Annotated in this window: 20 protein-coding genes and 1 pseudogene; 9 read left to right on the top strand and 12 right to left on the bottom strand. The window is 53.0% G+C overall.

Annotated elements, in window-relative coordinates; genetic code table 11:
* The 5 genes and pseudogenes from B9P82_RS25765 to B9P82_RS25745 form a co-directional block, all read right to left on the bottom strand.
* Positions 1-217, bottom strand: a pseudogene (locus B9P82_RS25765) (IS110 family transposase); the annotation flags it as partial.
* A 241-nt stretch (positions 218-458) separates the two neighbouring features.
* Positions 459-2,477, bottom strand: a complete 2,019-nt coding sequence (locus B9P82_RS25760) for an oxidoreductase (protein WP_016157531.1) — start codon at positions 2,475-2,477, stop codon at positions 459-461.
* Positions 2,478-2,618: 141 nt separating this feature from the next.
* Entirely contained in the window at positions 2,619-3,686 is a 1,068-nt protein-coding gene (locus tag B9P82_RS25755; RefSeq protein WP_049040409.1) for an ABC transporter ATP-binding protein, read from the bottom strand.
* A complete protein-coding gene (locus B9P82_RS25750) occupies positions 3,683-5,071 on the bottom strand; it encodes a phosphohexomutase domain-containing protein (RefSeq protein ID WP_101701246.1) in 1,389 nt (462 codons plus the stop codon). The genes B9P82_RS25755 and B9P82_RS25750 overlap by 4 nt, the downstream gene beginning before the upstream one ends.
* Positions 5,072-5,096: 25 nt before the next feature.
* Positions 5,097-6,143: a LacI family DNA-binding transcriptional regulator gene (locus B9P82_RS25745; protein ID WP_101701245.1), complete on the bottom strand. Its 1,047-nt coding sequence runs from the start codon at positions 6,141-6,143 to the stop codon at positions 5,097-5,099.
* A 211-nt stretch (positions 6,144-6,354) separates the two neighbouring features.
* On the opposite strand from B9P82_RS25745, the gene B9P82_RS25740 reads away from it, so the two are divergent.
* Genes B9P82_RS25740 through B9P82_RS25720 form a run of 5 tightly spaced genes read left to right on the top strand, consistent with a single transcriptional unit; the run spans position 6,355 to position 11,981 of the window.
* Entirely contained in the window at positions 6,355-7,641 is a 1,287-nt protein-coding gene (locus B9P82_RS25740) for an ABC transporter substrate-binding protein (protein ID WP_016154603.1), read from the top strand.
* Between the two features lie 9 nt (positions 7,642-7,650).
* Positions 7,651-8,517, top strand: a complete 867-nt coding sequence (locus B9P82_RS25735; protein ID WP_016154602.1) for a carbohydrate ABC transporter permease — start codon at positions 7,651-7,653, stop codon at positions 8,515-8,517.
* Complete coding sequence (locus tag B9P82_RS25730; RefSeq protein WP_016154601.1) at positions 8,518-9,345, top strand: carbohydrate ABC transporter permease; 828 nt, start codon at positions 8,518-8,520, stop codon at positions 9,343-9,345.
* A gap of 10 nt (positions 9,346-9,355) precedes the next feature.
* Positions 9,356-10,939 carry an alpha-glucosidase gene (locus B9P82_RS25725; RefSeq protein WP_101701244.1) on the top strand — a complete coding sequence of 528 codons (1,584 nt, stop codon included), beginning with the start codon at positions 9,356-9,358 and terminating at the stop codon, positions 10,937-10,939.
* Positions 10,923-11,981, top strand: a complete 1,059-nt coding sequence (locus B9P82_RS25720; protein WP_049268724.1) for a glycoside hydrolase family 130 protein — start codon at positions 10,923-10,925, stop codon at positions 11,979-11,981. Before B9P82_RS25725 ends, B9P82_RS25720 begins: the two co-directional genes overlap by 17 nt.
* Before the next feature lie 210 nt (positions 11,982-12,191).
* Here B9P82_RS25720 and B9P82_RS25715 read toward each other — a convergent pair whose 3' ends face one another.
* From B9P82_RS25715 to ebgR, 4 genes are all read right to left on the bottom strand, one after another.
* On the bottom strand, positions 12,192-13,625 hold the full coding sequence (locus tag B9P82_RS25715) for an amino acid permease (protein ID WP_016154598.1): 1,434 nt from the start codon (positions 13,623-13,625) through the stop codon (positions 12,192-12,194).
* A gap of 65 nt (positions 13,626-13,690) precedes the next feature.
* Entirely contained in the window at positions 13,691-14,140 is a 450-nt protein-coding gene (locus B9P82_RS25710; protein WP_101701243.1) for a beta-galactosidase subunit beta, read from the bottom strand.
* Positions 14,137-17,229, bottom strand: a complete 3,093-nt coding sequence (ebgA, locus tag B9P82_RS25705) for a beta-galactosidase subunit alpha (RefSeq protein ID WP_101701242.1) — start codon at positions 17,227-17,229, stop codon at positions 14,137-14,139. The genes B9P82_RS25710 and ebgA overlap by 4 nt, the downstream gene beginning before the upstream one ends.
* A gap of 206 nt (positions 17,230-17,435) precedes the next feature.
* Positions 17,436-18,419, bottom strand: a complete 984-nt coding sequence (ebgR, locus tag B9P82_RS25700) for a transcriptional regulator EbgR (protein ID WP_101701241.1) — start codon at positions 18,417-18,419, stop codon at positions 17,436-17,438.
* Between the two features lie 209 nt (positions 18,420-18,628).
* Here ebgR and B9P82_RS25695 point away from each other — a divergent pair, with 209 nt between their 5' ends.
* Positions 18,629-18,961, top strand: coding sequence for a tRNA-binding protein (locus tag B9P82_RS25695; protein WP_016157522.1), 333 nt, complete (start codon positions 18,629-18,631; stop codon positions 18,959-18,961).
* Positions 18,962-19,051: 90 nt separating this feature from the next.
* Here the strand turns inward: B9P82_RS25695 and ygjG are convergent, their stop codons facing one another.
* On the bottom strand, positions 19,052-20,431 hold the full coding sequence (ygjG, locus tag B9P82_RS25690; protein WP_049259762.1) for a putrescine aminotransferase: 1,380 nt from the start codon (positions 20,429-20,431) through the stop codon (positions 19,052-19,054).
* Between the two features lie 430 nt (positions 20,432-20,861).
* Between ygjG and B9P82_RS25685 the strand changes: the two genes are divergently transcribed.
* Positions 20,862-22,382 (top strand): methyl-accepting chemotaxis protein, encoded by a 1,521-nt coding sequence (locus B9P82_RS25685; RefSeq protein WP_016154592.1) that lies wholly within the window; start codon positions 20,862-20,864, stop codon positions 22,380-22,382.
* 53 nt (positions 22,383-22,435) lie between these two features.
* On the opposite strand, the gene B9P82_RS25680 is transcribed toward B9P82_RS25685, so the two are convergent.
* Positions 22,436-23,110 carry a PadR family transcriptional regulator gene (locus tag B9P82_RS25680; RefSeq protein WP_161623113.1) on the bottom strand — a complete coding sequence of 225 codons (675 nt, stop codon included), beginning with the start codon at positions 23,108-23,110 and terminating at the stop codon, positions 22,436-22,438.
* A gap of 235 nt (positions 23,111-23,345) precedes the next feature.
* On the opposite strand from B9P82_RS25680, the gene B9P82_RS25675 reads away from it, so the two are divergent.
* Positions 23,346-24,119: a siderophore-interacting protein gene (locus B9P82_RS25675; protein ID WP_046276265.1), complete on the top strand. Its 774-nt coding sequence runs from the start codon at positions 23,346-23,348 to the stop codon at positions 24,117-24,119.
* Here the strand turns inward: B9P82_RS25675 and B9P82_RS25670 are convergent, their stop codons facing one another.
* On the bottom strand, positions 24,120-24,968 hold the full coding sequence (locus B9P82_RS25670; RefSeq protein ID WP_047358672.1) for a helix-turn-helix domain-containing protein: 849 nt from the start codon (positions 24,966-24,968) through the stop codon (positions 24,120-24,122).
* Positions 24,969-25,035: 67 nt separating this feature from the next.
* On the opposite strand from B9P82_RS25670, the gene cfa reads away from it, so the two are divergent.
* Positions 25,036-26,190, top strand: coding sequence for a cyclopropane fatty acyl phospholipid synthase (gene cfa, locus B9P82_RS25665; RefSeq protein WP_047358666.1), 1,155 nt, complete (start codon positions 25,036-25,038; stop codon positions 26,188-26,190).
* Positions 26,191-26,240: the final 50 nt, after the last annotated feature.

Genomic DNA, 26,240 nt, shown 5'->3' with positions numbered 1-26,240 from the left:
TCCGCACCGTGTGGCCGAGCCGGGTAAGCTCGCGGGCCCAGTAATGCGAGGAGCCGCATGCTTCGATGCCGATAAGGCAGGGTTCGAGGCGGGTGAAAAAAGTGAGCATCTGAGAGCGGCGCAGGGTTTTGCGAAGAACAACACGTTCACAGTGATCAACAGCATAAAGCTGAAAAACCTGCTTTGCGAGATCGAGGCCAATACGTTTAATATTCATGTGGACACCTCCCCCTGGGAACTGAAGTTAACACCTCAGTCTGGCACGATGATGCCGTAAGGTGGGAGGTGTCCATCACATCGGCCTNAAGCTGAAAAACCTGCTTTGCGAGATCGAGGCCAATACGTTTAATATTCATGTGGACACCTCCCCCTGGGAACTGAAGTTAACACCTCAGTCTGGCACGATGATGCCGTAAGGTGGGAGGTGTCCATCACATCGGCCTACGAAATACATACTGTTAAATTTCCAGCGCCAGCATCGTCCCTTGCGCAATAGCGCGTCGGGCATCCAGCTCCATCGCCACATCGCAGCCGCCGATCAGATGCACCGTTTTACCCGCCGCGTGGAGCGGATCGACCAGCTCACGGCGCGGCTCTTGTCCGGCGCAAATCACCACGTTATCCACGTTAAAGATCACCGGTTCGCCGTTCAGCACAACGTGTAAGCCATCATCATCAATTTTCTGATAGCTAACTGCCGGGATCATTTTCACGCCGCGTGAGAGCAGGGTGGCGCGATGGATCCAGCCCGTCGTTTTCCCTAAACCTTGTCCCGGTTTGCTGGCTTTGCGCTGCAACATCACTATCTGGCGCGGGCTGCGGGATAAGTGCGGGCCTTCCAGGCGTAAGCCGCCAGGCTGTTGCAGGCTGGTGTCGATCCCCCATTCCACGCAGAATTCCGCAATGTTTTGGCTGGTGGGCTCACCGGGCTGGCTCAAATACATGGCGGTATCAAAACCTATCCCGCCGCAGCCAACGATCGCCACGCGTTTGCCCACCGGCGTTTTATCGCGCAGGACGTCAAGATAGCTCAGTACTTTAGGGTGGTCGATCCCCTCGATCGGTGGCATGCGAGGCTCGATCCCGCTGGCGAGGATCACTTCATCGAAGGGGTACAGATCGCGTGCGCTGACAAAGTGATTCAGCTTCAGCGACACGCCAGTCACATCGATCATCCGGCGGTAGTAGCGCAGGGTTTCATAAAATTCTTCTTTGCCGGGGATCTGCTTAGCGATATTAAACTGCCCGCCAATCTCGCTATGCGCGTCAAACAATGTCACGTGATGACCGCGTGCGGCGGCATTAATGGCGAAGGCGAGGCCTGCAGGACCTGCTCCGACAACCGCCAGATTTTTCGGCACAGTGGCGGCAACGATCGGCATTTTGGTCTCATGGCAGGCGCGCGGATTCACCAGGCATGAGGTGACTTTGCCGACGAAGATCTGATCCAGGCAGGCCTGGTTACAGCCGATACAGGTATTGATCTCATCCGCTCGCCCGGTTTGCGCTTTTGACAGCAGTTCGGCATCGGCGAGGAACGGACGGGCCATCGACACCATATCGGCATCGCCACGGGCCAGAATGTCATCGGCGACTTGAGGATCGTTAATGCGGTTGGTGGTGACCAGTGGGATCGTCACATGCCCTTTCAGCTTACGTGTCACCCAACTAAACGCACCGCGCGGCACCGGGGTGGCGATAGTGGGAATACGCGCCTCATGCCAGCCAATACCGGTGTTAATAATGGTCGCCCCTGCGGCTTCTATCGCCTGCGCCAGTTGGACGGTTTCGTCGAAGGTTCCGCCGTTTTCCACCAGATCGAGCATCGACAGGCGGAAGATAATAATAAAGTCATTACCGGCACGCTGGCGTACCGCGCGCACCACTTCCACGGCAAAACGCATGCGGTTGGCATACTCGCCACCCCACTCGTCATTGCGCTGATTGGTGCGCAGAGTCAGGAATTCGTTGATGAGATAGCCTTCCGAGCCCATCACTTCGACGCCATCATAGCCTGCTTCCCGCGCCAGTTGAGCGCAGTGGGCAAAATCTTCAATCAACTGCAGCACCTCATCGTGCGTCAGCTCATGCGGCGTAAAGCGGTTGATTGGCGCCTGAATGGCAGAAGGTGCCACCAGATGCGGCTGGTAGCTGTAACGCCCGGTATGCAGGATTTGCAGGGCGATTTTGCCGCCTTCGTCATGCACGGCGTCGGTAATGACGCGATGATGTGCAAGTTGGCTGGTGTCGTTCAGCATCGCGCCGCCTTCCATCCCCACGCCGGAAAGCGCAGGCGCAATACCTCCGCTCACAATTAACGCTACGCCGTGACGGGCGCGTTCGGCGTAGAACGCGGCCAGCCGTTCTGCACCGTCGGGATACTCCTCCAGCCCGGTATGCATTGAACCCATCAGCACGCGGTTTTTAAGCGTGGTGAAGCCTAAATCGAGCGGGGCGAACAGCGACGGATAGCTCATAAAGGTGTCCAGTATGTAAAATTATTGTTATGTGGTCGGATGAGTTAATAATTTAGCCGTCGCCGCGTAAAAGGGAAAAGGGGAATGCCGTGATTGTGATGGGATTCAAAAAATGCCCCTGCGGACGCAAGGGCAACTGGGTCAGAACGCCAGTCGTTTACCCAGACCGTCAAAGAGGTGCAGGTGCGACTCTTGTACGGTGAGCGTAAGCGGTGTATCCGGCATGAAGCTAAGCTGTTGAAAAGACTTCAGGCACACGGGGTGGCCGGCTAAATCCAACCACACCAGCGTGGAGTCGCCCTGTAATTCACACAGCCGGGTACGACCTTGCAATGTGAAATCCCCGGTCTGCTGGTACTGCATATGCTCCGGGCGGATGGCGACAAACAGCTTGTCCCCGTCGCTAACGCCTGCTGGCTGACGGGTGAGGCGGAAGACAAGGTTATCGGCGATATGCAGCGCGCCTTCGCGCCATACCGCTGGCAGAACATTGATTTTCGGCGTGCCGATAAACTCAGCGACAAACAGGTTTGCCGGGGTGTTATACAGCTCCAGCGGCGTGCCCACCTGCTCAATTTTTCCCTTGTAAAGCACCACGATGCGATCGGCCAGCGTCATCGCCTCCACCTGATCGTGCGTTACATAGATCATGGTGTTTTTCAGGGTGTTATGCAGTTGCTGGATCTCCTGGCGCATCCCGACCCGCAACGCGGCATCCAGGTTAGACAGCGGTTCATCAAACAGAAACAGTTCCGGTTGCTGGACAATAGAACGCCCGATCGCCACACGTTGGCGCTGCCCGCCGGACAGATTCTGCGGCAGCCTGTCCAGCATCTCTTCCAGCTTCAGCATGCTGGCGGCGTGAGCGACCCGCTTATCAATCTCGGCGGCGGGCGTGTTGATATTACGTAAACCGAATGACAGATTTTCCCTGACGGTCATATGCGGGTAGAGGGCGTAGGACTGAAACACCATCGACAGGTTGCGTTTGCCCGCCGCAAGCCTGGTGACCTCTTTTCCCCCCATCACCAGTTTACCGCCGTCGGGGATTTCCAGTCCGGCGATGATCCGCAGCAGCGTGGATTTCCCGCATCCGGAAGGGCCAACCAGCACAATGAACTCCCCGGAGGCGATCTCCAGCGACAGATTTTCAATGATGGTGTTCTTGCCCCAGGCTTTATGAATATTACTCAGGCTTAGCGCGGTCATAACCTCTCCTTGTCAGAATCCCAGGCTGCAATCAGCGTTAAAAGTTCATCGGTTTTGCGCGCCAGCAGTGCCGTATCCGCGCGGGTTTCCACGTTCAGGCGCAGTAGCGGCTCGGTGTTGGAGGCGCGTAAGTTGAAGCGCCAGTCAACGAAGTCGATGCTCAACCCGTCGCAATCGTCACGCAGGCCGCCGGCTTGCAGATAGTGAGCGGCGATGGATTGCATGACAGATTGCGGATCGGCCACCGTCAGATTGATTTCGCCGGAAACCGGAAAGCGCACCTGGGCGTGTTCGATATACGCCGACAGCGGACGGCTGTCGCTGCCGATAATTTGCAGCAGCAATACCAGTGGGATCATCCCGCTGTCGCAATAGCCAAAATCGCGGAAGTAGTGGTGGCCGCTCATTTCTCCGCCGTAGACCGCGTCCTCTTCGCGCATCCGCGCTTTGATAAAGGCGTGCCCGGTTTTGCTGATGACCGGGATTCCGCCGCAGCGAGTTACAACGTCCAGCGTATTCCACGTCAGGCGCGGGTCGAGAATGATGTGACTGCCTGCGGAGCGTTGCAGGAAGTGCTCGGCGAACAGGCCAACCAGGTAGTAGCTCTCAATAAAGCGGCCACACTCATCAAAGAAGAAGCAGCGATCGAAATCGCCGTCCCAGGCGATGCCGAAATCAGCCTGATTCTCGATAACCGCCTGCTGGGTGATGAGGCGGTTTTCCGTCAGCATCGGATTGGGCACGCCTGCGGGGAAATGACCGTCCGGCTGATGGTGCAGGCGAATAAACTCAATCTGAACGCCCGCACGGGCCAGTCCGTCGGCGATCGCGTCAAGCGCAGGCCCGACGGTGCCATGTCCGGCGTTGGTAACAATACGTAGCGGGCGAGTCGGCGGATGCTGAAGGAAGCGTAGCAGGCAGGCAATCCAGGCGGGGCGATTATCATAAGGGATGAGGCTGCCACGATGGACAATCGGAGCAAAGTCATTGCGCTCCGCTAGCGCTTTTATCTCCAGCAGGCCGTTGTCGTTACTGATCGGACGCGCCTCTTCGCGCACCAGTTTCATACCATTGTACTGCGCCGGGTTATGGCTGGCGGTAATCTGAATGCCGCCGTCGGCACGCAGTTCCCGGGTGGCGAAATAGATCTCTTCGGTGCCTGACAGACCAATGTCGATAACATCCACGCCGCTGGAAATCAGCCCGTCGGTCACGGCGGATTTTAACGATTCCGAGCTAAGGCGAATGTCGGCGCCGATCACTACCCGGCGCGGATGGCGCCAGGCGGCGTAAGCGCGACCGATGCGAAAGGCGATATCCGGCGTCAGGTTGACGCCAACCTCACCGCGAATGTCGTAGGCTTTAAAACAGGTTAGTTCATCCATAATCTACTCTTCTGTAATTAATGAGTCAGGCTGACTCCCGAATGATGAGCTGGTAAGGCAATTCATAGTGGGTCACCGGTCCTCTGGTGAGCAGCAATTTGACGGCCATTTCCCCTTTCTTTTCCGCGTCTTGCGCGATAGTGGTCAGGCGTATTCCCGCCACCTCAACGGCGAGATTATCGAAACCGGTAACGGCAACCCGCTGCGGAACCGCCAGCTGCTGCCGTTGGCAGTAGTGGATCGCACCGACGGCGAAGCGATCGGAAAGGCAGATAAGCGCAGTGATCTCCGAATGGGTTTCCAGTAACGCTTTGGCCGCCTGTTCGCCGTGTTCTTCATCGTGTCGGGTTTGATACAGCCAGCACGTATCAAGGGCGAAGCCGCGCTGCTGGAAAACCTCCCGGCAGGCATGCACGCGGGAGAGCATCAGCAGGTTGTCGCCGGTGACGGGGGCGGTCAGATCGCACATTCCCTGCGCGGAGGGCTGTGACGGAAAGGCGATGATGCCGAAATGTCGATGACCTTTATCGGCCAGATAGCGGGCAATATCGCGCATGGCGCAGGCGTTATCGATGGAGACGCTGCTGTGGTCGGGAAACTGAAAATCGAGCGTGACCACCGGACGCCCATGAGCCAGCGCGTGCTGGATCATGGCCGCATTGTTATGCGTGGCGTTGAGAATATAGCCATCAACCAGGGTGTTGAGCGGCGTCTGTTGCCGCTTACGCAAAGGGATCAAGACCAGATTGACGTTTTGTTCTTCACACTGGACGGCGATCCCCCGCATCAGCGCAATGTCGTGGGGATCGATAAACACGTAACTCATAGAGTCGTTGAATATCACGCCGATGGTGTCAGATTTGCCGGTACGCAGCGCGCGCGCCAGCTTGTCCGGTCCCTGAAAGCCAAGCTCGCTGGCATATTGCAAAATTCGCTGGCGCAGCTCCGGAGATAATTTTTCCGGATTATTCCATGCGTTCGACACCGTGGTATGGGAAATACCCATAATCTTGGCCAATAATTTTATCGTAATACGTTTCTTATCTTTATTATCATTAACGTTTATTTTCATGTTTAATATATTTGCTGGGTTTATATATTGGCGTGAATTATTTATTTCTATCGTCCATTGTGTTGAACGTTGATACAAAGTTTAACGTTAAACAAAAATCGTTTTGTGATTTGTTTAACGTTAAACATAAAAAGGGGGTGTTAATTTACGCTCCATTCAATAGCAGGGTAGCGGTAAATCAATACTTATTGAAAGTAAATGGAGAGTTATCGTGAGAGTTGTAAAATTAGCTAAATTAACAGCCTGTGTACTATTCGCATTTTGTATTTCTGGCTGCGGTCCGGATGATAAAAAATCCGCAGAGACAGCAAAAACGCCAATTAAAATGTGGGTGGCACCAAACGAAAATGAAGAAGCCTTCTGGAATACTATGGTTAAAGAATGGAATAAAGACCCGGCGCATACCCCGGTCGAATTTACGCCCATTCCTGCCGCCAGCAGTTCTGAAGAGGCAATAATGAACGCGCTGGCTTCCGGCACGGAACCCGATATTTCCAGTAATATCTTTATCGGTTTTGCCAGCCAGTTGGTGGAAATTGGTCAGCTTGAAGACCTGTCTAAAATGAGTGGTTTTAATGAACTCGTTAATAACCGACAGATGGGCAAAATTATTCCTGCCTGGCAATTAAACGGCGAGCAACACGTTCTGCCAATCTATATTAATCCTATCGTCTGGTGGTGGCGGGGCGATTTACTCAAGCAGTATGGTTTTGACCATGTTCCGACCCGTTATGATGAGCTTTATCAGTTGGCAGAGCGCCGGGCGGCGGATAATAACGGCTATGTTATCCAGATGACCGCCGGGAAAAACTGGTGGGAACGCTGGTTCGATTTTATTCCGCTTTATTATGCGCAAAACGGCGGTAAACCTTACCTCGCGGGTCATCAGGCGACGTTTGCCGATCCTGCCGGACAGGCGGTACTGACCTTTATGGGGAAAGTCTTTAACAGCAAGTGGAGCAGCTACGACTTCACCGCCGCCGACGATCCGTTAGCGACTGGACAGGTGCTGGCGTCCGCGCGCGGTCCGTGGGATATCGCTCGCTATCACAAGCAGTATCCGGAGATCCTCAAAACGCTGCAAATTGGGCCGATGCTCACCGAGAAAGGCGACGCGCACCCGTATACGTTCGGCGACAGCAAAGGGGTGGTGATCTTCAGTTCCAGCAAGCGCAAAGCGCAGGCGTGGGCGTTTATTCAGTGGGTCTTTAACAACGCCGAGCACGACCGGAGCTGGCTGGAGCTGACCGGTATGCCGCCAGCACGCAGTGATTTAATGAGTAATCCGCTGTTTGTGAATTACTTTGAGAAAAACCCGCTGGAGAAGGCGATCGCTTCTTACGTGGACGTCGCGCTGCCGCCAGCGGCCACTACGCAAACCACGGAGATTCAGCGCAGCATGACGCAGATGCTGGAGCAGGTCATTTTCAACCACGCCGATCCGGCAGCCACCCTCGATAAATCCGCGCAGGAAATTAACACGTTGCTGGCGAAATAAGGGGAAAAAATGGCTGGATATGAATCCCGCACCGGAGGCCTGTTGGCCTCCACGTGGATCGGTTATTCGTTGCTGTTCTGGTTTTATCCGCTGTGCTGGCTGGTCGTGCTCAGCGTGACGAACTGGCAATTTATTGGCACGCCGACGTTTAGCGGATTACAGAATATCATTGGCGTGTTTCATGACGCGTTATTCTGGCAATCGATGTGGAACGTGTGCCGTTTTTTAATGTGGTATATCCCGATTGTCTTTCTTGCCTCGCTGCTTTTTGCCGCGGGATTACGAAAAATTAAGTACGGGAAAAGTTTTATTGCCCTGAGCTTTTTACTGGCGAATATCTCTTCGGGGGTGGCCTATTCCATCGTCTTTGCAAAACTGTTCAGCGAATACGGGCCGGTCAATCAATTTTTACAGGCCAGTTTCGGCATCTCTGTGCCCTGGTTTACCAATCCTGACTGCGCCATGTTATCCATTGCGTTAATTGTCACCTGGAAATTCGTCGGTTATTACGGGCTGATTCTCTATTCCGGGATGGTGGCGATCCCCGCGGATATTTACAGCGCGGCGCAGTTGGATAAAACCGGGAAGTTTAAGCAAAGTTGGGCGATTACCCTGCCGATGATGAACGCGCAAATCGTGATGGTGATGGTGCTGGCGATTACCGTGGCGTTCAGCATCTTTACCGAGCCGTATCTAATCACCGGCGGCGGGCCGCTCAACAGCACCACCAGTCCGATGGTGGTGATGTATGAAGTGGCGTTCCAGAAAATGAAGCCAACCTGGGCGGCGACCATGTCGATTATCGTTGCGGCATGCAGTTTCCTCGCCATCTGGGTCTTCCGCAAAGTATTCGAAAAACATATCGAGATTGTGTGAATGAAGAAACTGACTCCCTTAACGCTGCTCATTCACGCCGTGATGTTTTTGCTGGCGCTCACCTGGCTCTATCCTTTTATCTGGATGGTGATCTCCTCGCTGAAACCGACGGCGCAAATCTACACGACCGGGCTGTTTTCCGGTCATCTGACGCTGGAGAATTACGCTTTTCTGTTCGATAACAGCAACCGGGCGGACAAACCTTTTTTGCGCACCCTGGTTAACTCGCTGTTCGTGTCGCTCACCATTACCGTCTGCGTCACGCTGACCTCAATGCTGGTGGGATATGCCGTCGCGAAAACCGAGTTTCGCGGCAAAAATGCGTTTCGCAACCTGTTGATTGTGCAGATGGTTTTCCCGGTCTTTATGTTCATCATTCCACAGTTTGTCCTGATGCGTGAACTGGGGCTGATCAACAGCTACGGGGCGATGATCCTGCCGTATGCGATGAGCGCCTGGGGCATTTTTATGGTTTCGCAGAGCTTTAAAGGCACGCCGAATGATTACCTGTACGCCGCAAGGCTCGATCACGCCAGCCTGTGGGGGATCCTGCGGCATGTGATGATGCCGCTGAATAAATCCATTCTGGCGATTGTCGCACTGTTCACCTTTTCCAGCTCATGGGACAACTTCCTCTGGCCGCTGATCGTGATGCGCGAAGTGGACAAAATGCCGTTTTCGGTGCTGCTCGCCACCTTCAGCAAATCCTACGGCATCTACCTGGGACCGGTGCTGGCGGGGTCGGTGGTGCAGATGCTGCCAATCGTTGTCCTGTTTATTCTGTTCAGAAAATACTTCCTCGAAGGCATGTCGTTATCACTGAAATAAGGAACGTGACGTGAAAAAGCAACCGTGGTGGCAGGCGTGTACCTGTTATCAAATTTATCTGCCTTCGTTTTGCGACGGCAATAACGACGGGCTGGGCGATTTTCCGGGCCTGATTTCCCGGCTGGATTATTTGCAGGCGCTGGGCATCGGCGCGGTGTGGATCACGCCGTTTTATCCCTCTCCGCTGGTGGATAACGGCTACGATATCAGCGATTACTGCGCCGTTGACGCCCGTTTCGGCACTCTCGACGATTTCCGCCGGGTGGTTGACGGCTGCCACGCCAGAGGCATTCGGGTGATTATCGATCTGGTGGTCAATCACGTCTCCTCAGAACATCCCTGGTTTCGCGATGCGTGGAATAATCCGGGCAGCCGCTATCGTGATTATTTCCTTTTTCGCCGCCAGCCGAATAACTGGCGTTCTTTCTTTTCCGGCAGCGCGTGGACCGCTGAGCCAGACACCGGCGAGTTTTATTACCATAAATTCGCGCCCGGCCAGGTGGATCTCAACTGGGCCAACCCCGCGGTGGAACAGGAAATTTACCGGGTAGTGGATTTCTGGGTTACGCAGGGGGTGGACGGTTTTCGCTTTGACGTCATCAACTTTCTTACTACCGACGGCATTGGGCCTGATAACCCGGAAGAGAACGGCGAGCAGCGCCATGAATTTGACATCAATCAGCCGCGACTCCCTGAAACGCTGCAACGGCTATGTGCCCATGTTCGGGCGCAGGGTGACTATTTCCTGATTGGCGAAATCGGCAGCGAAGACCCTGACGTGCTCAGCCGCTATCAAAGTCCGCAACTGATGGACGTGGTGTTTAATTTCAATATCGGCAGCCAGAAAACCTTTGATGTTTCCCGTTTTTTCAGCCAGTTAAAAACCACGCTGGCTGCGCAGTCGGGTTTACCGACGCTGTTTTTCTCCAGCCATGATATGTCGCGGATGATCAGCCGCTTTGGCGAAAACGAGCGCGATACCGGGCGGGCGCTGGCGGTGTTGGCGCTTCAGCTAACGGTGAGCGGCGTGCCGTTTATCTTCCAGGGAGAAGAGCTGGGGGTGACCGACTACCGTCCGCAAACGGCAGAGCAGCTTTTTGATATTCAGGGAAAAACCCATTACCGCACCGCCCTTGCCGCAGGCAGCAGCCCACAGCAGGCGCTGGCGCTGGCTATTGAACATTCGCGGGATGGTTCGCGCGCGCCGCTGCCCTGGCGCGACGCCCCCTTTGGCGGATTTTCCTCCGTCGCACCGTGGATGCCCGTCGGCGGCGATATCACCCTGATTAACGCGGAGCGCCAGCAGCAGGATGAGACATCGTTCTGGCATCAGTACCGACAGCTTATCGCCCTGCGCCGCCGCGTTGCGGCGCTGCATCAGGGACAGCAGGACTCGCTCGACCTCACTGACGAATGCGTCTGGTTTACCCGTTCGACGGCGGAGGAGCAGGTCTGGGTCGCCATCAACTTTGGTGCGCCCGTTCGCAATCCGTGGCAGGAGATTGAGGCTGAAGTGCTGTACGGGGAGGACGCGCAATGGATTGGCAAGAATCAATGTTTGATCAAAAGGAGAGTACATGGACAGGCACAATAAAAACCCGTTGATTACCCCGGCTGACGTGACGCCTTCACTGCCCGGCAGGAAGGTCGATTGTGTTTTCAATGCTGGCGTAACGGAGTGTGACGGGGAGATCGTTCTGCTGCTGCGGGTGGCGGAAAGCGTGATCAATTCCGACCCGCAGCAGCGTGTCGTACCGCTGTTGGAAAAAACCGATGCGGGCTGGGTACAGGCCACCGCGAGTTTCGATCGTCGCGATGAACGCTATGATTTCAGCGATCCGCGGGTGATCGTGCTGAAAAGCGATCCGGCGCGGGTGTGGCTGACCTCCATGTCGCATCTGCGCCTGGCGCGCAGCCGCGACGGGGTGAACTTCCGGATTGACAGCCAGCCGTTTATCATCGCCGATACGCAATATGAAGAGTTCGGCTGCGAAGATGCGCGGATCACCCGCATCGATGATACCGCGTACATCAACTACTCGGCGGTGTCGTCGCTGGGGATCTCTACCGCGTTGGCGGTGACCAAAGATTTTGTCACGGTGGAGAAAAAAGGGTTGATCCTCTGCCCGGACAACCGCGACGTCTGCTTTTTCCCGGAAAAGATCGCCGGTAAATATCACGCCCTGACCCGTCCGGCCCCGTGTCACTTCGGTCATCCGGAAATCTGGATCTGCGAGTCGCCGGATATGCTGCACTGGGGCAACCATCGCCACCTGCTGGGACGGTCCGGCGATGCCTGGGACTGCCGTAAATCAGGCGGCGGCGCGCCGGTATTAAAAACCGATCGCGGCTGGCTGGAGATCTACCACGGTGTGGATGCCGATCAGCGCTACTGCCTTGGCGCGCTGCTGCTGGATCTCAACGATCCGACCCGCATTCTGGCGAAATCACCGGTGCCGTTGCTGGAGCCAGATGCGCCCTACGAGCGCGAAGGCTTCTTCGGCAACGTGGTATTCACCTGTGGGGCGCTGATCCGCGATGAGACGCTGCACGTCTGGTATGGCGCCGCCGATGAGTGTGTGGCGCTGGCGACAATGCCGCTGGACAAACTGTGGCGGCATCTGGGGGTTAAATAAATGCCGCAGAGCGTCCTGGGTTGCTAAACCTCCTTCTGGCAGGGGGGCGATTCACACGTTGCGGCCGCTGGTGGACGAATCTTTTCTGCAAATAATGAAAATACACAACAGAAGAGCAGGGCAATAAATGCCCTGCAAGTCTGTATATTTAATGTCACATTGTATTTCAGGTGCGCAAGAAAACAGATTGCGCCTAACGTTATTTATATTTTAATTAATATCTGACGCGGGGGCCGCCTCAATAGCTTTTTCTTCTTTGGTTAGCCCTTTGATGTATTTACTGTATTTCCACCAGGCAAAACCGAGGAAAATAACAATCCCCCCGACGTTATAGAAAATAATGGTCATGATGTTACCGCCGGTCGGGAAGGTCGAGGCAATAAACCCGATGGTGAAAAGGACAATCAGCATCGATACCACAATAATGCCGGTTTTTTGCGAGCCCATACGGAAGTCGCGCGGTAAGTGGTCCAGTTTTGCGCGCAGATTCAGGTAAGCCAGCATAATAAACAGCGGCGGCAGCATCGATGCGGCGGCGGTCATGTTGATGATAGTGTTCATTAAATCCTGCACGGTATTGGAGCCGAGTGTTGGGATAATCATCAGCGGGATAACAATCAGGAACTGAATCCAGGCTGCGCGGGCCGGAACGCCATTTTCATTCAGTTCGACGGTTTTTTTACCGAAAATACCCGCCGGAATTTCAGAGAAGAAAATTTTCACCGGCGTTGCGGTCCACATCAGCAGAGAGCCGAACATCGCGGTAAAGGAGACCAGGCCAACAAAGCGGTTAACGATCAGTTCCGGCAGGCCAAAGTATGCCGCCAGGCCGTGGAATACCTGTACCGAACCACCGGTAAATTTCAGCTCTTTGCTGCTCACGAAGACGTTGATCAGTACCGAGGAGATGGAATAGAGCACGCCGATAAAAATCCCGGCAATGATAATGACCTTCACGAACGATTTTGACCCGCCCTTGACGTCGTTGACGTACACTGCCACTGACTCCGCACCGCCTGCCGCCATAAAGATCCAGGTGGTGATACCGAGGAAGGCCCAGTTAAAATTCGGGATCATTGCGTCTACGGTGATAGGGTCAGCAGGCTGTACGCCGCCAACCAGCGCAGTACCCGCCAGCAGGATGTAGGACAGGGTCAGCAGCAGCATCAATGTGGAGGTGACCGAAGTAATTGGTCCTAACATTTTTGCGCCGTTGGTCGAAACCCAGGTGGAGAAGGCAAACAGCACCATACTTAATACAGTGGTTGCGAACGGCGTCAGAATGTATTCGTAGCCTAAAAAAGCATATGAGGCGTAGGCGATAACACGGGGTAACAGCGAGGTAAAAAAGAACAGGTTAACGAACCAATAGGTGTAGGCGGTAATAAATGCCCAACGTCCGCCCAGCGAACTTTTCACCCATGCATAGACACCGGCTTCGGAGTTTTTATTCAGCGAAACAAATTCAGCGATGATTAAGCAGAACGGAATAAAGTAGAAGATCGTCGCGAGGAAAAACATCGGTGCGGATGCCAGACCCAGCTCAATATTATTGTTGATAACGTTATTAAAACTATAAACCGCGGCAAAGGTGAGTGAAAGTAAGCCGAACTTGCCGATGGTATTACGTTTGGTATCAGACATAGCACATCTCCGATTCCTGATTATTATAGGGTACTGGCGGCGCAACGTCGGCGCCGCCTGTGTTTTTATTTATTATGAAAATAACCATCTTCGATGGTGACTTTGAGTACGACTTTTTTCACTGCGTTATTACAAATAAAACGATAGGCTTCATGGTTGTCACAAATAACCATTTGTCCTTCGCGCACTTCTACGGTTTTTCCACAGCCTTTCAGATATTCGCGATCGGTTTCATCGCGATAATATTCAACCACCTGGAGATCCTCTTTGGCGGCATACTCTATTTTTTGCTGTCCTTGCAGGTAGTAATGGATCTCAAAATAACGACGATGACCGGTAAACAGCGCATCGGTCGCGGAGTCTGTCTCCACGCGATAGCTCAGGGAATCACCGATAGAGTGGGCGACGCCTGGTTGAATATTATCAATATTTTCAATCGCTTCGACGCAGCGCTGCCACTTCTTCCCGGATGCGTAAATTTGTTGGAACTGCGCTAAGTTGTCGACGATCCTCATTTTGTATTCTCGCTGTGCAAATTCGTGGAAAAGAACCCGGTACCAAAGACGCGGCTGGCGGCGGTTTGAGCGCTAGATTCGCTACCGGAAACCGGCAACAACGTGAAGCCGTAGCTGAACGAACGGAACCAGACGCGCCAGGAATCAAGCACCTCGCTTCCCCAGGAGTTGGAACCTAAGCCCAGCACCTGGTGGTCCAGATTCAGGGTGATGTCATCGCTGCGCTGCAGCGCATTACAGTGCTGTGCGGCAAAGATATTTTCTGGCGTATAGCGCCAGGCGCTCAGGTTGACAGGGCGCTGCGGAACCACCAGCAGACCGTTGCCGTGGCGGTTGGTTAGCGTTGCCCAGCGCACGTCCTGACGATTGCCGTTGTTTTGCGGGAACGGATAGTTTTCGAACATCTCATCCACGCTGCTGCGCCAGATATCGATGATGTTGGCCTGCTGGCTATCGGCATAGTTTTCACCGGGACCACGTCCGTAATACGCCACCTGCCCCAAATCGCCGTTGATGCCCATCGTGAAGCCGATGCACGGAATAATGTCCCGGTACTCGCCGTAAGGCTGGCCGGAAAGCTCCACGTTCAACTGACCATCTGCGGCAATCCGCCAGCGGTAGGTACAGCGCATACCGAAATCAAATACCGGCGGGGCGATAATCGTCTGGCTGGTTATCAACAGCGCGTCATCGGTTTGCTCAATGGCAAAATCGCGCAGATGCTCCTGCATAATCTGTAAATGATTTGGTTGCCAAAGGCCTTCGAACTCTTGTTTGTGGTTATCAATGGTTGGTTTGAAGAAATTAATCTTCGGCTCACGGGTAATCAGCTCCTCACCGTTAACGGTCCAGCTAATGGGCTTACCGTTCAGTTTTGAGAAGGTCAGAAGGAAGTTATAACCGCGTATGGTGCAGCTCTGGCGGCTGTCTTCCAGCGTCAGAGGAATAGCGTTTTGCTGGCTAAACGGTACGGCAGCCGCCGTTCTGGCCTTCAGCGGGAACTGATAAGTCGCGATGTGGTGCCCGGCTTCGCTGTATGCCGTACGGGAATCTTTCGTCACGATGACGTTGAGGAACGCTTCGCGCGCATCCAGCTCCGGCAGTGTGCATTGCACGAGGGTATCGCTGTTAGGAGGGACGTCGCACAGTTTTATCTGCTGAGCAGAAAGCGTATCTCCCTCGGCGCGAACCTCAATATGCAAGGTGTAGTCGTCAAGCGTGGTAAACCACAGTTTGTTTTCTACCCGTAGCTCGCCGCGAGCCAGATCCTGTGCGCGTACTTTTACTGGCGCAATCACCTGCTTGTACTCCTGCAGACCCGGCCCCGGGGTTTGATCGGAGTAAATCAGGCCATCAAGGCAGAAGTTGTAGTTGTTCGGATAGTCGCCGTAGTCGCCGCCATATTTGTACCAGACGTTGCCGTCGTCATCTTTGGCCTGAATCCCGTGATCGCACCACTCCCAGACATAGTGTCCCTGAATGCAATCATGCTGATAAAAGACGTTCTGATATTCCGTCAGCCCGCCGGGACCGTTGCCCATGGCGTGAGCATATTCGCAGATGATGCGCGGCTTAGGATGTGGATATTCGCCAAACTCATTCATCAGCGGCACACGGGTGTACATGGTGGAGATGATATCCACCACTTCGGCGTCACGATCTTCTTCGTAATGGATCAGACGCGTGTCATCCAGCGCTTTCGCGGCGTGATACATGGCGCGGATGTTACAGCCGTATCCGGATTCGTTGCCGAGCGACCAGATGACGATCGACGGGTGGTTTTTTTGTGCATGGATGTGGCGCACGATGCGCTCAACGTAGACGTTTTCCCACAGCGGATCGTCTGTTATCCGGCTGATATCGCCGATATTGGCGAAGCCGTGAGATTCAACGTCGGTTTCGGCCATCACGAACAGACCGTAGATATCGCACAATTCATAGAAGCGCGGATCGTTCGGGTAATGAGCGGTACGCACGGAATTGATGTTGTGCTGCTTCATTAACAGCAGATCTTTTTCAACGCGATCCATGCCAACCGCACGGCCTTTAAGATGATCGTTGTCGTGACGGTTAACGCCATGCAGCATCACGTAGCGGTTATTGATGTAAAACAGACCGTCGCGAACTTTGATATCGCGGAATCCGACCCGCTGTGGCACGACCTCAAGGAGATTGCCGTTGGCATCTTTCAGCGTCATCACCAGATGATAAAGATACGGCGATTCCGCTGACCACTGCTGCGGCGCGCTAACCTTGAAATTAAAAGCGGTGCGGGTGTGTTGATCCACTGCCAGATTGTTAATCACGCCGCTATGCAGCGCCTGCTCACCGTCAAACAAGGTGTATTCGAGCGACGCCATCGCTGGCGTGGCAGCCAGGTTTTCCAGCGCAATGTCGCAGGTGAGGATGGCGTCGCGATAGTCATCATCGAACTCGGTGCGAACGGTAAAATCCTGAATATGGGTCGCCTGTTTGCCTACCAGATAGACGTCGCGGAAAATTCCCGCCGACCACCACATGTCCTGGTCTTCAACGTAAGTGGAATCAGCCCATTGCATTACGCGAACGCACAGCAGGTTGTCACCGGTCTTCACCACCGCGCTGATATCAAATTCAGCCGTCAGGCGGCTGCCTTTGCTGAAACCGACGTACTGACCATTCACGTAAACTTCGAAGTAGGTTTCTACGCCATCAAATTTAATCAGCGTTTGTTTGCCCTGCCAGCCTTCGCTGAGGGAGAAAATGCGCTGGTAGGCTCCGGTGGGGTTATTGGTCGGAACGTAGGGGACATCAATCGGGAAAGGAAAACCTTCGTCGGTATACTGCAGTTTGCCGTGTCCTTCCATCTGCCACATGCCTGGGACGGTGATGCTGCCCCAGTCATTCATCAACTGCGACGTAAAGATTTCCGGCACCTGCAGCGGATGCTCAAAGAACTGAAAATTCCACTGACCGCTTAGCAACTGAAAGAGGCTGCTGGTTTCACGGGCAAACGAGCGAGCCTGCGCAACGGAGTCATAAGAGAAAAAATATGCGCGTGGCGCCAGTCGATTTTCGTGGGTGAGCTGAATGTTTTCCCAGCGATTCATAAGGCCTCCCGGTGGAGAAAAATCGGAACCATTCATTTTAATGGTGAGTAAGTGTAATTGATGGTGATTTTAGTAAAAGTTTTACTAAAATATAGCGAGTAAGGTGATTTACTTTAACTGGATCACGAAAATAATGGGGCGCAGAAAATAATGCATGACAATGCGCGCCCGGCATCAGAAGAAACCGGGCGTGTTTACTGGGGATTTTAGCGGGTGGTGCCGCGCAGTTTCAGCTTGCTGGGAACAAAAACCAGCAGAGGAAGCGCACGCCCATCGCGGGCTTTCTCAAACAGCAGGTTGACGCCCTGACTGCCCATCATTTCTGAATGGATGCGAACGGTGGAAAGCGGAGGAAAGGTGAAGCGCGCTGTCGGGATATCATTAACGCTAATCAGCGAAATGTCCTGCGGAATGTTCAGGCCACGCTCGTGAATGGCGCGCAGAACGCCAATAGCAATCGAGTCTGAAGCCACAAACAGGGCACCGGGATAGTCGGCTTTCGCCAGCATTTTTTTGGCCAGTTCATACCCTGATGAACTGGAGAAACCGCCGCGATAGATGTCCTGTTCAGAAACGACCTGCTGCAGACGACCGTATTCGACAAACGCGGCTTCACGGATATCTGCCTTGCCGGGTTCGTCTTCACCGCCGATGAAGCCAATGCGAGTGACGCCCTGGGCGATGAAGTAGTCGATGCTCTCTTTACTGATGCGGGCCAGATCGATATCGACGGCGTCATATTCGCTGCCGGGTTCATGGAAATCGATAAAGCAGATGTTGTCGGTAAGCGCTGTTGCCGCATTACGCAAAGCCGGAGAAGGCTTGCCGACAATAAGAATGCCGGTAATGTTTCTGTTCTCCGGCAGCCCACTGTGCTCATAGCAGTTGGTCAGTTCGATCCCCAGCTTCTCACACTGGGTTTCTATTCCGTGACGGATAGCGAGATAGTAAGGATCGTTGATTTCCAAATCCTGCTGGTAGCTGTAGAGCGCCAGAATATGCTGGGGGCCGAGCGCGCTGGTCTGGTTTTTACGAGCACTGCTGGTTTTGTACTCCAGTTTTTCCGCGATCTCCAGAATGCGATGCTTGGTCTCTTCTTTTACATTCAGCGTGGGGTCATCGTTTAAAACCCGGGACACTGTCGCCAGGGACACGCCAGCTTCGATTGCGATGTCTTTAAGTGTTGCCATGTTTGCCTTTTCCCTGAGTTACCTGCGCATTGTAAATGAAGCGCTTATCTATTCATCTGTTTTCAGTAAAAAAAGTACGTTTAATTGACATGCCTGGGGTAAAACGGGGCTTTCAGAGTGTGATGACTACGTCATTTTCCCGCTTTTGAGAACCATGCCAAGAAAATATTTTGCTAGTATTTAGTAAAATTTTACCAAAGGAGAACACAATGGATACCGTCGCATTTGCTGATTTTGCCCGAATGGAAATACGTGTTGGAAAAATCGCACAGGTAAAGCGCCATGACAATGCTGATAAGCTGTATATCGTGCAGGTGGATGTGGGAGAGCGTACGCTGCAAACCGTGACCAGCCTGGTGCCTTATTACAGCGAAGAGGAGCTGATGGGGAAAACGGTGGTGGTGCTGTGTAATCTGCAAAAGGCCAAAATGCGCGGGGAAACGTCAGAATGCATGTTGCTGTGCGCTGAGACGGACGATGGCAGCGAAAGCGTGCTGCTGACGCCAGAACGCCTTATGCCTGCGGGTGTGCGGATTGTTTAAGTTGTGCTAATTGCCGGATGGCGGCTACGCTTTTAGCCGACCTACATTTGATCCCGTAAGCCTGAGATGCGCAGCGCCATCCGACCTGTATTACACCTGCTCCACGCTCACCCGTAATGCTGCCAGGGCTTTGCGCGTCGATCGCAATACCAGATCGCATTGCTCGATCGTTAACGTTAACGGCGGTTCGATACGGATCGTCTTTGCATTGTTGAGCGTGCCGGCAACCAGTACCCGCTGGCGGAACATCTCACTGGCAAAGTTGTAGCCGATTTCATTATCGACAAACTCAATTGCCATCAGCATGCCTTTACCGCGTACATCATGCACCAGGTCTGGGTACTCCCGCGCAAGCTGGCGGAAACCATCCAGCAACATATCGCCTTTCTGCTCCGCCTGAGCCGGTAAATTTTGCTCCAGCAGGACGTTAATGGTGGCTAACGCAGCCGCACAAGCGAGCGGGTTGCCGCCAAACGTGGTGGTATGCAAGAAGGGATTGTCGAACAGGACGGAAAACACCTCTTCGGTGGCAATGGTTGCGCCAATTGGCATCACGCCGCCGCCCAGCGCCTTGGCCAGACACATAATGTCGGGCTGCACGTTTTCGTGCTCGCAGGCGAACATTTTGCCGGTACGACCCATGCCGGTCTGCACTTCATCAAGGATCATCAGCGCGCCAAACTCATCGCAAAGTTTACGCACGGCGGGCAAATACCCTTGCGGTGGCAGGATCACGCCCCCTTCACCCTGGATAGGTTCGAGGATCACGGCTGCGACGTCGTCACCAGTCTTTTTACACTCGCTGAGCATGGTGCGCATCGCGTTAATATCGCCAAACGGTACATGGCGGAAACCTGGCAGCAGCGGCATAAAGGGTTTGCGGAAGGTTGATTTAGCCGTGGCGGACAGTGCTCCCAATGATTTGCCGTGGAATGCGCCGCTGGTGGCAATGAACGTAAATTTACCGCGCGGCGATTGATACGCTTTCGCCAGCTTCAGAGCGGCTTCAACCGACTCGGTCCCGCTGTTACAGAAAAAACTGTATTTCAGTTTACCTGGCGCCAGCGCGGCGAGGGTTTTTGCCAGCATGGCCCGCAGAGGGTCAAGTAACTCCTGGCTGTGCAGAGGTTGTTTCGCGAGTTGATTCTGTACGGCGGAAACCACGACTGGATTACGGTGCCCCACGTTGAAAATTCCAAATCCACCCAGGCAATCGACGAACTCCTGCCCCTGGGTGTCGACAAGCGTATTCAGGCTTCCCGCTTGCCACTCTACGGCTCCGTAATCCCCGCCTGCAGTTACAGATTTTCGATACTCTAAGAACCCCGGATTGACATGCTCCTTGAAGTATTCAATCACCTCTCGGTTTAATGATTTCATTTCCTCATGATCAAGCGTGCGCTTTTCGATGAGATTTAGTGCGTGTGCGCTGCAGGCCAGGGCCGATGCGCTGGAAGGTAACCTGTTCAAAATATGCTCCCGGAGCTCGCGTATCACATGATACTGATTTAAGTATTGCAGTGATTGCGCCATTCCGGCGCGCTTAGCAAAAATCGGGATAAACACCAGGAAACACCTCATTCACGCAACATTTAATGCTGATGTTTAACATTTGCTGACATTTTGCCCAGGTTAAGGCCGCGAAAACAGATCGGAAAAGCACTTTTCTGCGCTAAAAGTGAGCAATGTTTGCACTGTGACGGTGCGTTGGTAGAAGTGCAGTTGAATAGTTACTGAATGAAAGTATTTTAAATCAATGGATTAGAATGCGTACAGATTTTGAGGTTTAATCGCAAATTGCGATCTAAATCAAATTTAACAACTAAAGATAAAAAAATTATCGCCGAAATAACATAAGCCGAAAGAGTTAACAACCAGATAACCTGCACAGGACGCAATCATGTCTTCTCATCCCTACGTTAGTCAGCAAAATACACCGCTGGATGATGATATCACCCTCATGTCGACCACCGATTTACAAAGCTATATCACCCACGCGAACGATACTTTTGTCCAGGTCAGTGGCTATCAACTGAATGAATTGCTCGATAAGCCGCACAATCTGGTTCGTCATCCGGATATGCCAAAAGCGGCGTTTGCGGATATGTGGTACACCCTGAAACAGGGCGAGCCATGGAGCGGGATTGTGAAAAACCGGCGTAAGAATGGCGATCACTACTGGGTAAGGGCCAATGCGGTGCCGATGGTACGGGAAGGTCGTGTCACCGGATATATGTCGATTCGTACCCGGGCCACTGACGAGGAGATTGCGGCGGTAGAGCCTTTATATAAAGCGCTGAATGAAGGGCGTTGCAACCGACGTATCCATAAAGGACTGGTGGTACGCAAAGGCTGGCTGGGTAAACTCCCGGCGCTGCCGATTCGCTGGCGAGTGCGCAGCGTAATGGCAATTATGTTTATCGTACTGGCGGCCGCATTGCAGCAAATGGGCGCCGAATGGCCGTTACTGCTGATAAGCGCGCTGGTGATGATGCTGGGAACGGCTATTTTCGAATGGCAGATTGTGCGTCCTATTGAGAATGTCGCTCGTCAGGCGCTAAAAGTGGCGACCGGTGAACGAAACAGCGTGTCGCATCTTAACCGCAGTGATGAACTGGGCCTGATGCTGCGAGCGGTTGGGCAACTGGGGCTAATGTGCCGTTGGCTCATCCATGATGTCTCCAGTCAGGTGAGCTGTGTGCGCAGCGACAGCGAAACGCTGGCGAAAGGCAGCGATGATTTAAACAAGCATACGCAGCAGACCGTAGAGAACGTGCAGGAAACGGTGACCACCATGAATCAGATGGCGGCATCGGTGAAGCAAAACTCAGAGACCGCCGCCGCGGCCGACAAGCTCTCCATTGCAGCCAGCAGCGCGGCGACGCACGGCGGCGAGGCGATGGATACCGTCATCAAAACTATGGACGATATCGCCAACAGCACCCAGCGGATCGGCACCATTACCACGCTGATTAACGATATTGCTTTCCAGACTAATATTCTGGCCCTGAACGCCGCTGTTGAAGCCGCACGGGCGGGTGAGCAGGGGAAAGGGTTCGCCGTGGTGGCGGGAGAAGTGCGTCATCTTGCCAGCCGCAGCGCCAGTGCAGCCAATGATATCCGCAAGCTGATTGATGCCAGCGCCGATAAGGTGCAGTCCGGATCTGACCAGGTTCACGCCGCAGGGCGCACGATGGATGATATTGTAGCGCAGGTGCAAAACGTGACGCAGTTGATCGCCCAAATCAGTCACTCAACGCTGGAACAGTCAGATGGTCTTTCGAGCCTGACTCGCGCAGTGAATGAATTAAGCAACATTACGCAGAAAAACGCCGAGCTGGTTGAAGAGAGCGCCCAGATTTCCGCGATGGTGAAACATCGCGCTGGTCGTCTGGAAGATGCAGTCACGGTGCTGCATTAATATTAACGATAAAGGCGGAACGCAGGGTGAACGCGTTCCGCCTGCTCTGTAGATTAATCCAGTTGAGTAATATCCAGCGCAGCGCGATCGATAATACCGATGATTTTTTTGATCTGCGCATCGCTGGTATCACCATGATTGACCCGTAGGTCCAGCACGGCTTTGAAGTTCTCCAGCGCGCGTTTCATCTGCGGGTTCTTGCGTAATTCAAAACCCACGCAGCGGGCTTTAATACGTTCGTGGATATGTTCCAGATGCTCACGGTTTTCATCCAGCCACTGCTGGCCTTGGGTTGTGATCGCAATCTGTTTACGCCCGCCTTCCTCGTCGCTGATAGTGATCAGCTCTTGATCCTGCAAGAAATCCAGCGTCGGATAGACGACGCCCGGGCTCGGGGTATAGTTGCCCTGAGTCAGGGTTTCAATCGCTTTAATCAGCTCATAGCCGTGGCTGGCGTCGCGGGTCAGGATATCCAGAATGACCAGGCGTAATTCTCCGTGACCGAAGAAGCGCTGGCGACGACCGCCGCCGCGACCGTGGCGGTGTCCACAACCCTGTTCGTGGTGATGTTCTTTGTTGCAGCCTTCATGGCGATGTTCTTCACCTTTGCAGCAACCTGCATGGTGTTCGTTGTGGCGGCCTTCGTGGTGATGTCCTTCACCCTTGCAGCAGCCTTCGTGTTGGTGCTCTGTATGCTTGCAGCAACCTTCATGATGGTTTTGCATCATCGTCTCCTGATGTGTTTTAGATATATCTAATTTATATCTAAATATTGTTTTGGTGCAAGGATATAAAATTTTTTTTATTTAACTTGATGATTTTTATCTTTTTTAAAGGCGTGCGTTAGTCAGTTAATCAGAAGTCGACTATATCAAAAAAGTGCTTGCAATCTTGCTGATTAGCAATCATTATCATTTAAAAATTAATTTAGATATATCGTATTATCTTTCCGAAGGCGAAAAAATGACAAAAAACACCTCACGCTACCCGCAGCGCGTTCGCAATGAACTGCGTTTTCGGGAACTTACTGTCCTGCGCGTCGAACGTATTAGCGCGGGATTTCAGCGCATTGTACTGGGCGGTGACGCTCTGGATGGTTTTAGCTCACACGGCTTTGACGACCATACCAAGGTCTTTTTCCCTGAACCGGGCAGCCACTTTGTGCCGCCGGTTGTCACCGATGAAGGTATTGTCTGGGCTGACGGCGTGCGTCCGATATCCCGTGATTACACGCCGTTGTATGACGAAGCACGCCATGAGCTGGCACTGGATTTCTATATTCATGACGGTGGCGTGGCAAGTACTTGGGCGATGAATGCCCGCGAGGGTGACAAGCTGACGGTAGGTGGACCGCGCGGTTCTTTGGTGGTGCCAGAGGACTATGCGTATCAGGTTTACGTGTGTGATGAATCGGGAATGCCTGCGCTGCGCCGACGCCTGGAGTCGCTCAGCCGTTTAGCGGTACGTCCGAACATCACGGCGCTGGTAAGTGTGCAGGATGCCGCGTACCAGGACTATTTTGCTCATCTCGACGGATTTACTATTCAGTGGTTTATCGGCCATGACGAACAGGCGGTGAATGAACACTTATCGCAGCTAAGCGTACCTGCAGATGATTACTACATCTGGATTACCGGCGAAGGTAAGGTGGTCAAAAACCTGAGTGCTCGCTTTGAAAGCGAGGCGTTCGATCAGCAACTTGTTCGCGCAGCGGCTTACTGGCATCAGCGTCGTTAATCAGTAATTAGATGGCGGCACGCCAAACGCCTGGCGGAATGCGTAGCTAAATGCCGCGGTGCTTGAATACCCTACGTCGAGAGCCACGGCGGTCACGCTTTTATTTTTCTTCAGCATTAATACGGATTCCAGAATACGCATTTTTTGCTTCCAGACGCTGAAAGGCAATCCGGTTTCTTTTTTGAAATGGCGTGAAAAGGTACGGGCAGACATACCCAGATGCTGCGCCCAGTATTCAACCGAATGCTCCAGCGCCGGGGATTCTTGTATTGTTCGGCAAACTTTGGTTAATTCGCGATCCTGCGGCCAGGGTAATACAAAAGCGACTTCCGGAAGCTGCAGAATAATGTCGACCAGGACGCTAACCAGCTTGCCCTCTTTTGACTGGCTATCATAATGGCCCGAAATTAAATTCGTGGCGTAATGAATAAACTCTCTGGCGAAATCACTGATAGCCACCACTTTACATTCATTGATGCTCTCTTCAAGAAAGCTCGGTTTAATATCCAGATTCTCTAAATACACATCATCCAATGCCCAAACCGCATGCTCCGTATTATTCGGGATCCAGATGCCATAATGCGCCGGGATTATCCAGCACTTGCCGGCAACATCAATACGCATACTGCCTTTGCGGGCGAAATGAAACTGCATAAAAGAGTGTGAATGCTGTGGAACATGATGATTGGCTTCCAGGACATAAGAGCGAAAGTAAACATCCTGCGGCAGTTCCGTCATGGAGTTATCCGGGAAGGAGTTCCACTGTTTTTGCACGAGAGTTTCCATAAATAGATCGTCAATGCTCCCGATGGTGTGTCCGCTGCTCGATAGATCTTGTCCGCGGATCATAATACATACACTCTTTTTTCCATAATAATCTTGCGTAAGAATTTTTAGCCCACCTTTGGTAAATACCATGAACTCGCTTTGTTCAGATGCTGTCATCGTCAATGAAACAAATGATAACTGGACCCGAATGGGAAAAGAGCTGCTTTCGCAAGCGGATATCAGGATTAATGGCACCCGTGCCTGGGACATTCAACTTCATCATGCCGGTTTCTTTAAACGGGTACTGCAACAAGGCTCGTTAGGGCTTGGCGAAAGCTATATGGAAGGCTGGTGGGACTGCGAGCGGCTCGATATTCTGTTCTGCAAAATCCTGAAAGCAAAACTTGACCAGCAGATGCCGGGTAACCTGAAAGATATTTTACGTATTGCCAGCGCACGCCTGTTTAATTTGCAGTCGCGGAGCCGCGCGTGGATTGTCGGCAAAGAACATTATGATATTGGTAACGATCTCTTTGCGCTGATGCTTGATCCGCATATGCAATATTCCTGCGCTTACTGGAAAGATGCGACCACATTAGACGATGCGCAAAATGCTAAATTAAAAATGATCTGTGAGAAGCTACAACTTAAACCGGGCATGCGTTTACTCGATATTGGTTGTGGCTGGGGTGGGCTGGCGGAATATGCGGCGCGTCATTATGGCGTGGCGGTGGAAGGCGTCACCATTTCCAAAGAGCAGCAAAAAATGGCGCAGCAGCGCTGTGAAGGACTGGACGTTAACATTCTGCTGCAGGATTATCGCGACCTCGATAAACACTACGATCGCATTGTCTCGGTGGGGATGTTTGAACATGTCGGGCCAAAAAACTACGACACTTATTTCAGCATCGCCGACCGTTGTTTAAAACCGGACGGACTGTTCCTGCTACATACCATTGGTAGCAATAAAAAAGGGATGAGCGTCGATCCGTGGATCAATAAATACATTTTCCCGAACGGCTGCTTACCGGCGATCTCCCATATTGCCGAAGCCAGCGAATCACGTTTTGTGATGGAAGACTGGCATAACTTTGGCAGCGATTACGATAAAACGCTGATGGCGTGGCACGAGCGCTTTAATCAAGCATGGCCGGAGCTGTCATCACGTTATTCCGCCACCTTCAGAAGAATGTTTAACTACTATTTATGCGCCTGCGCCGGGGCTTTCCGCGCCAGAGATATTGAACTTTGGCAGGTGCTGTTTAGTCGCGGCGTAGAGGGCGGGATCCGCGTGTATCGTTAACGTTCTGCCTGATAAGCGAAGCGCCATCAGGCAGTAAATACCTGAGAAGC

This window comes from Citrobacter sp. L55, from assembly GCF_002850715.1.
GTDB classification, from domain to species: Bacteria; Pseudomonadota; Gammaproteobacteria; order Enterobacterales; family Enterobacteriaceae; genus Citrobacter; species Citrobacter braakii.
The sequence above is the reverse complement of the archived record's forward strand: the minus strand, read 5'-3'. Positions and strand labels throughout refer to the sequence as shown.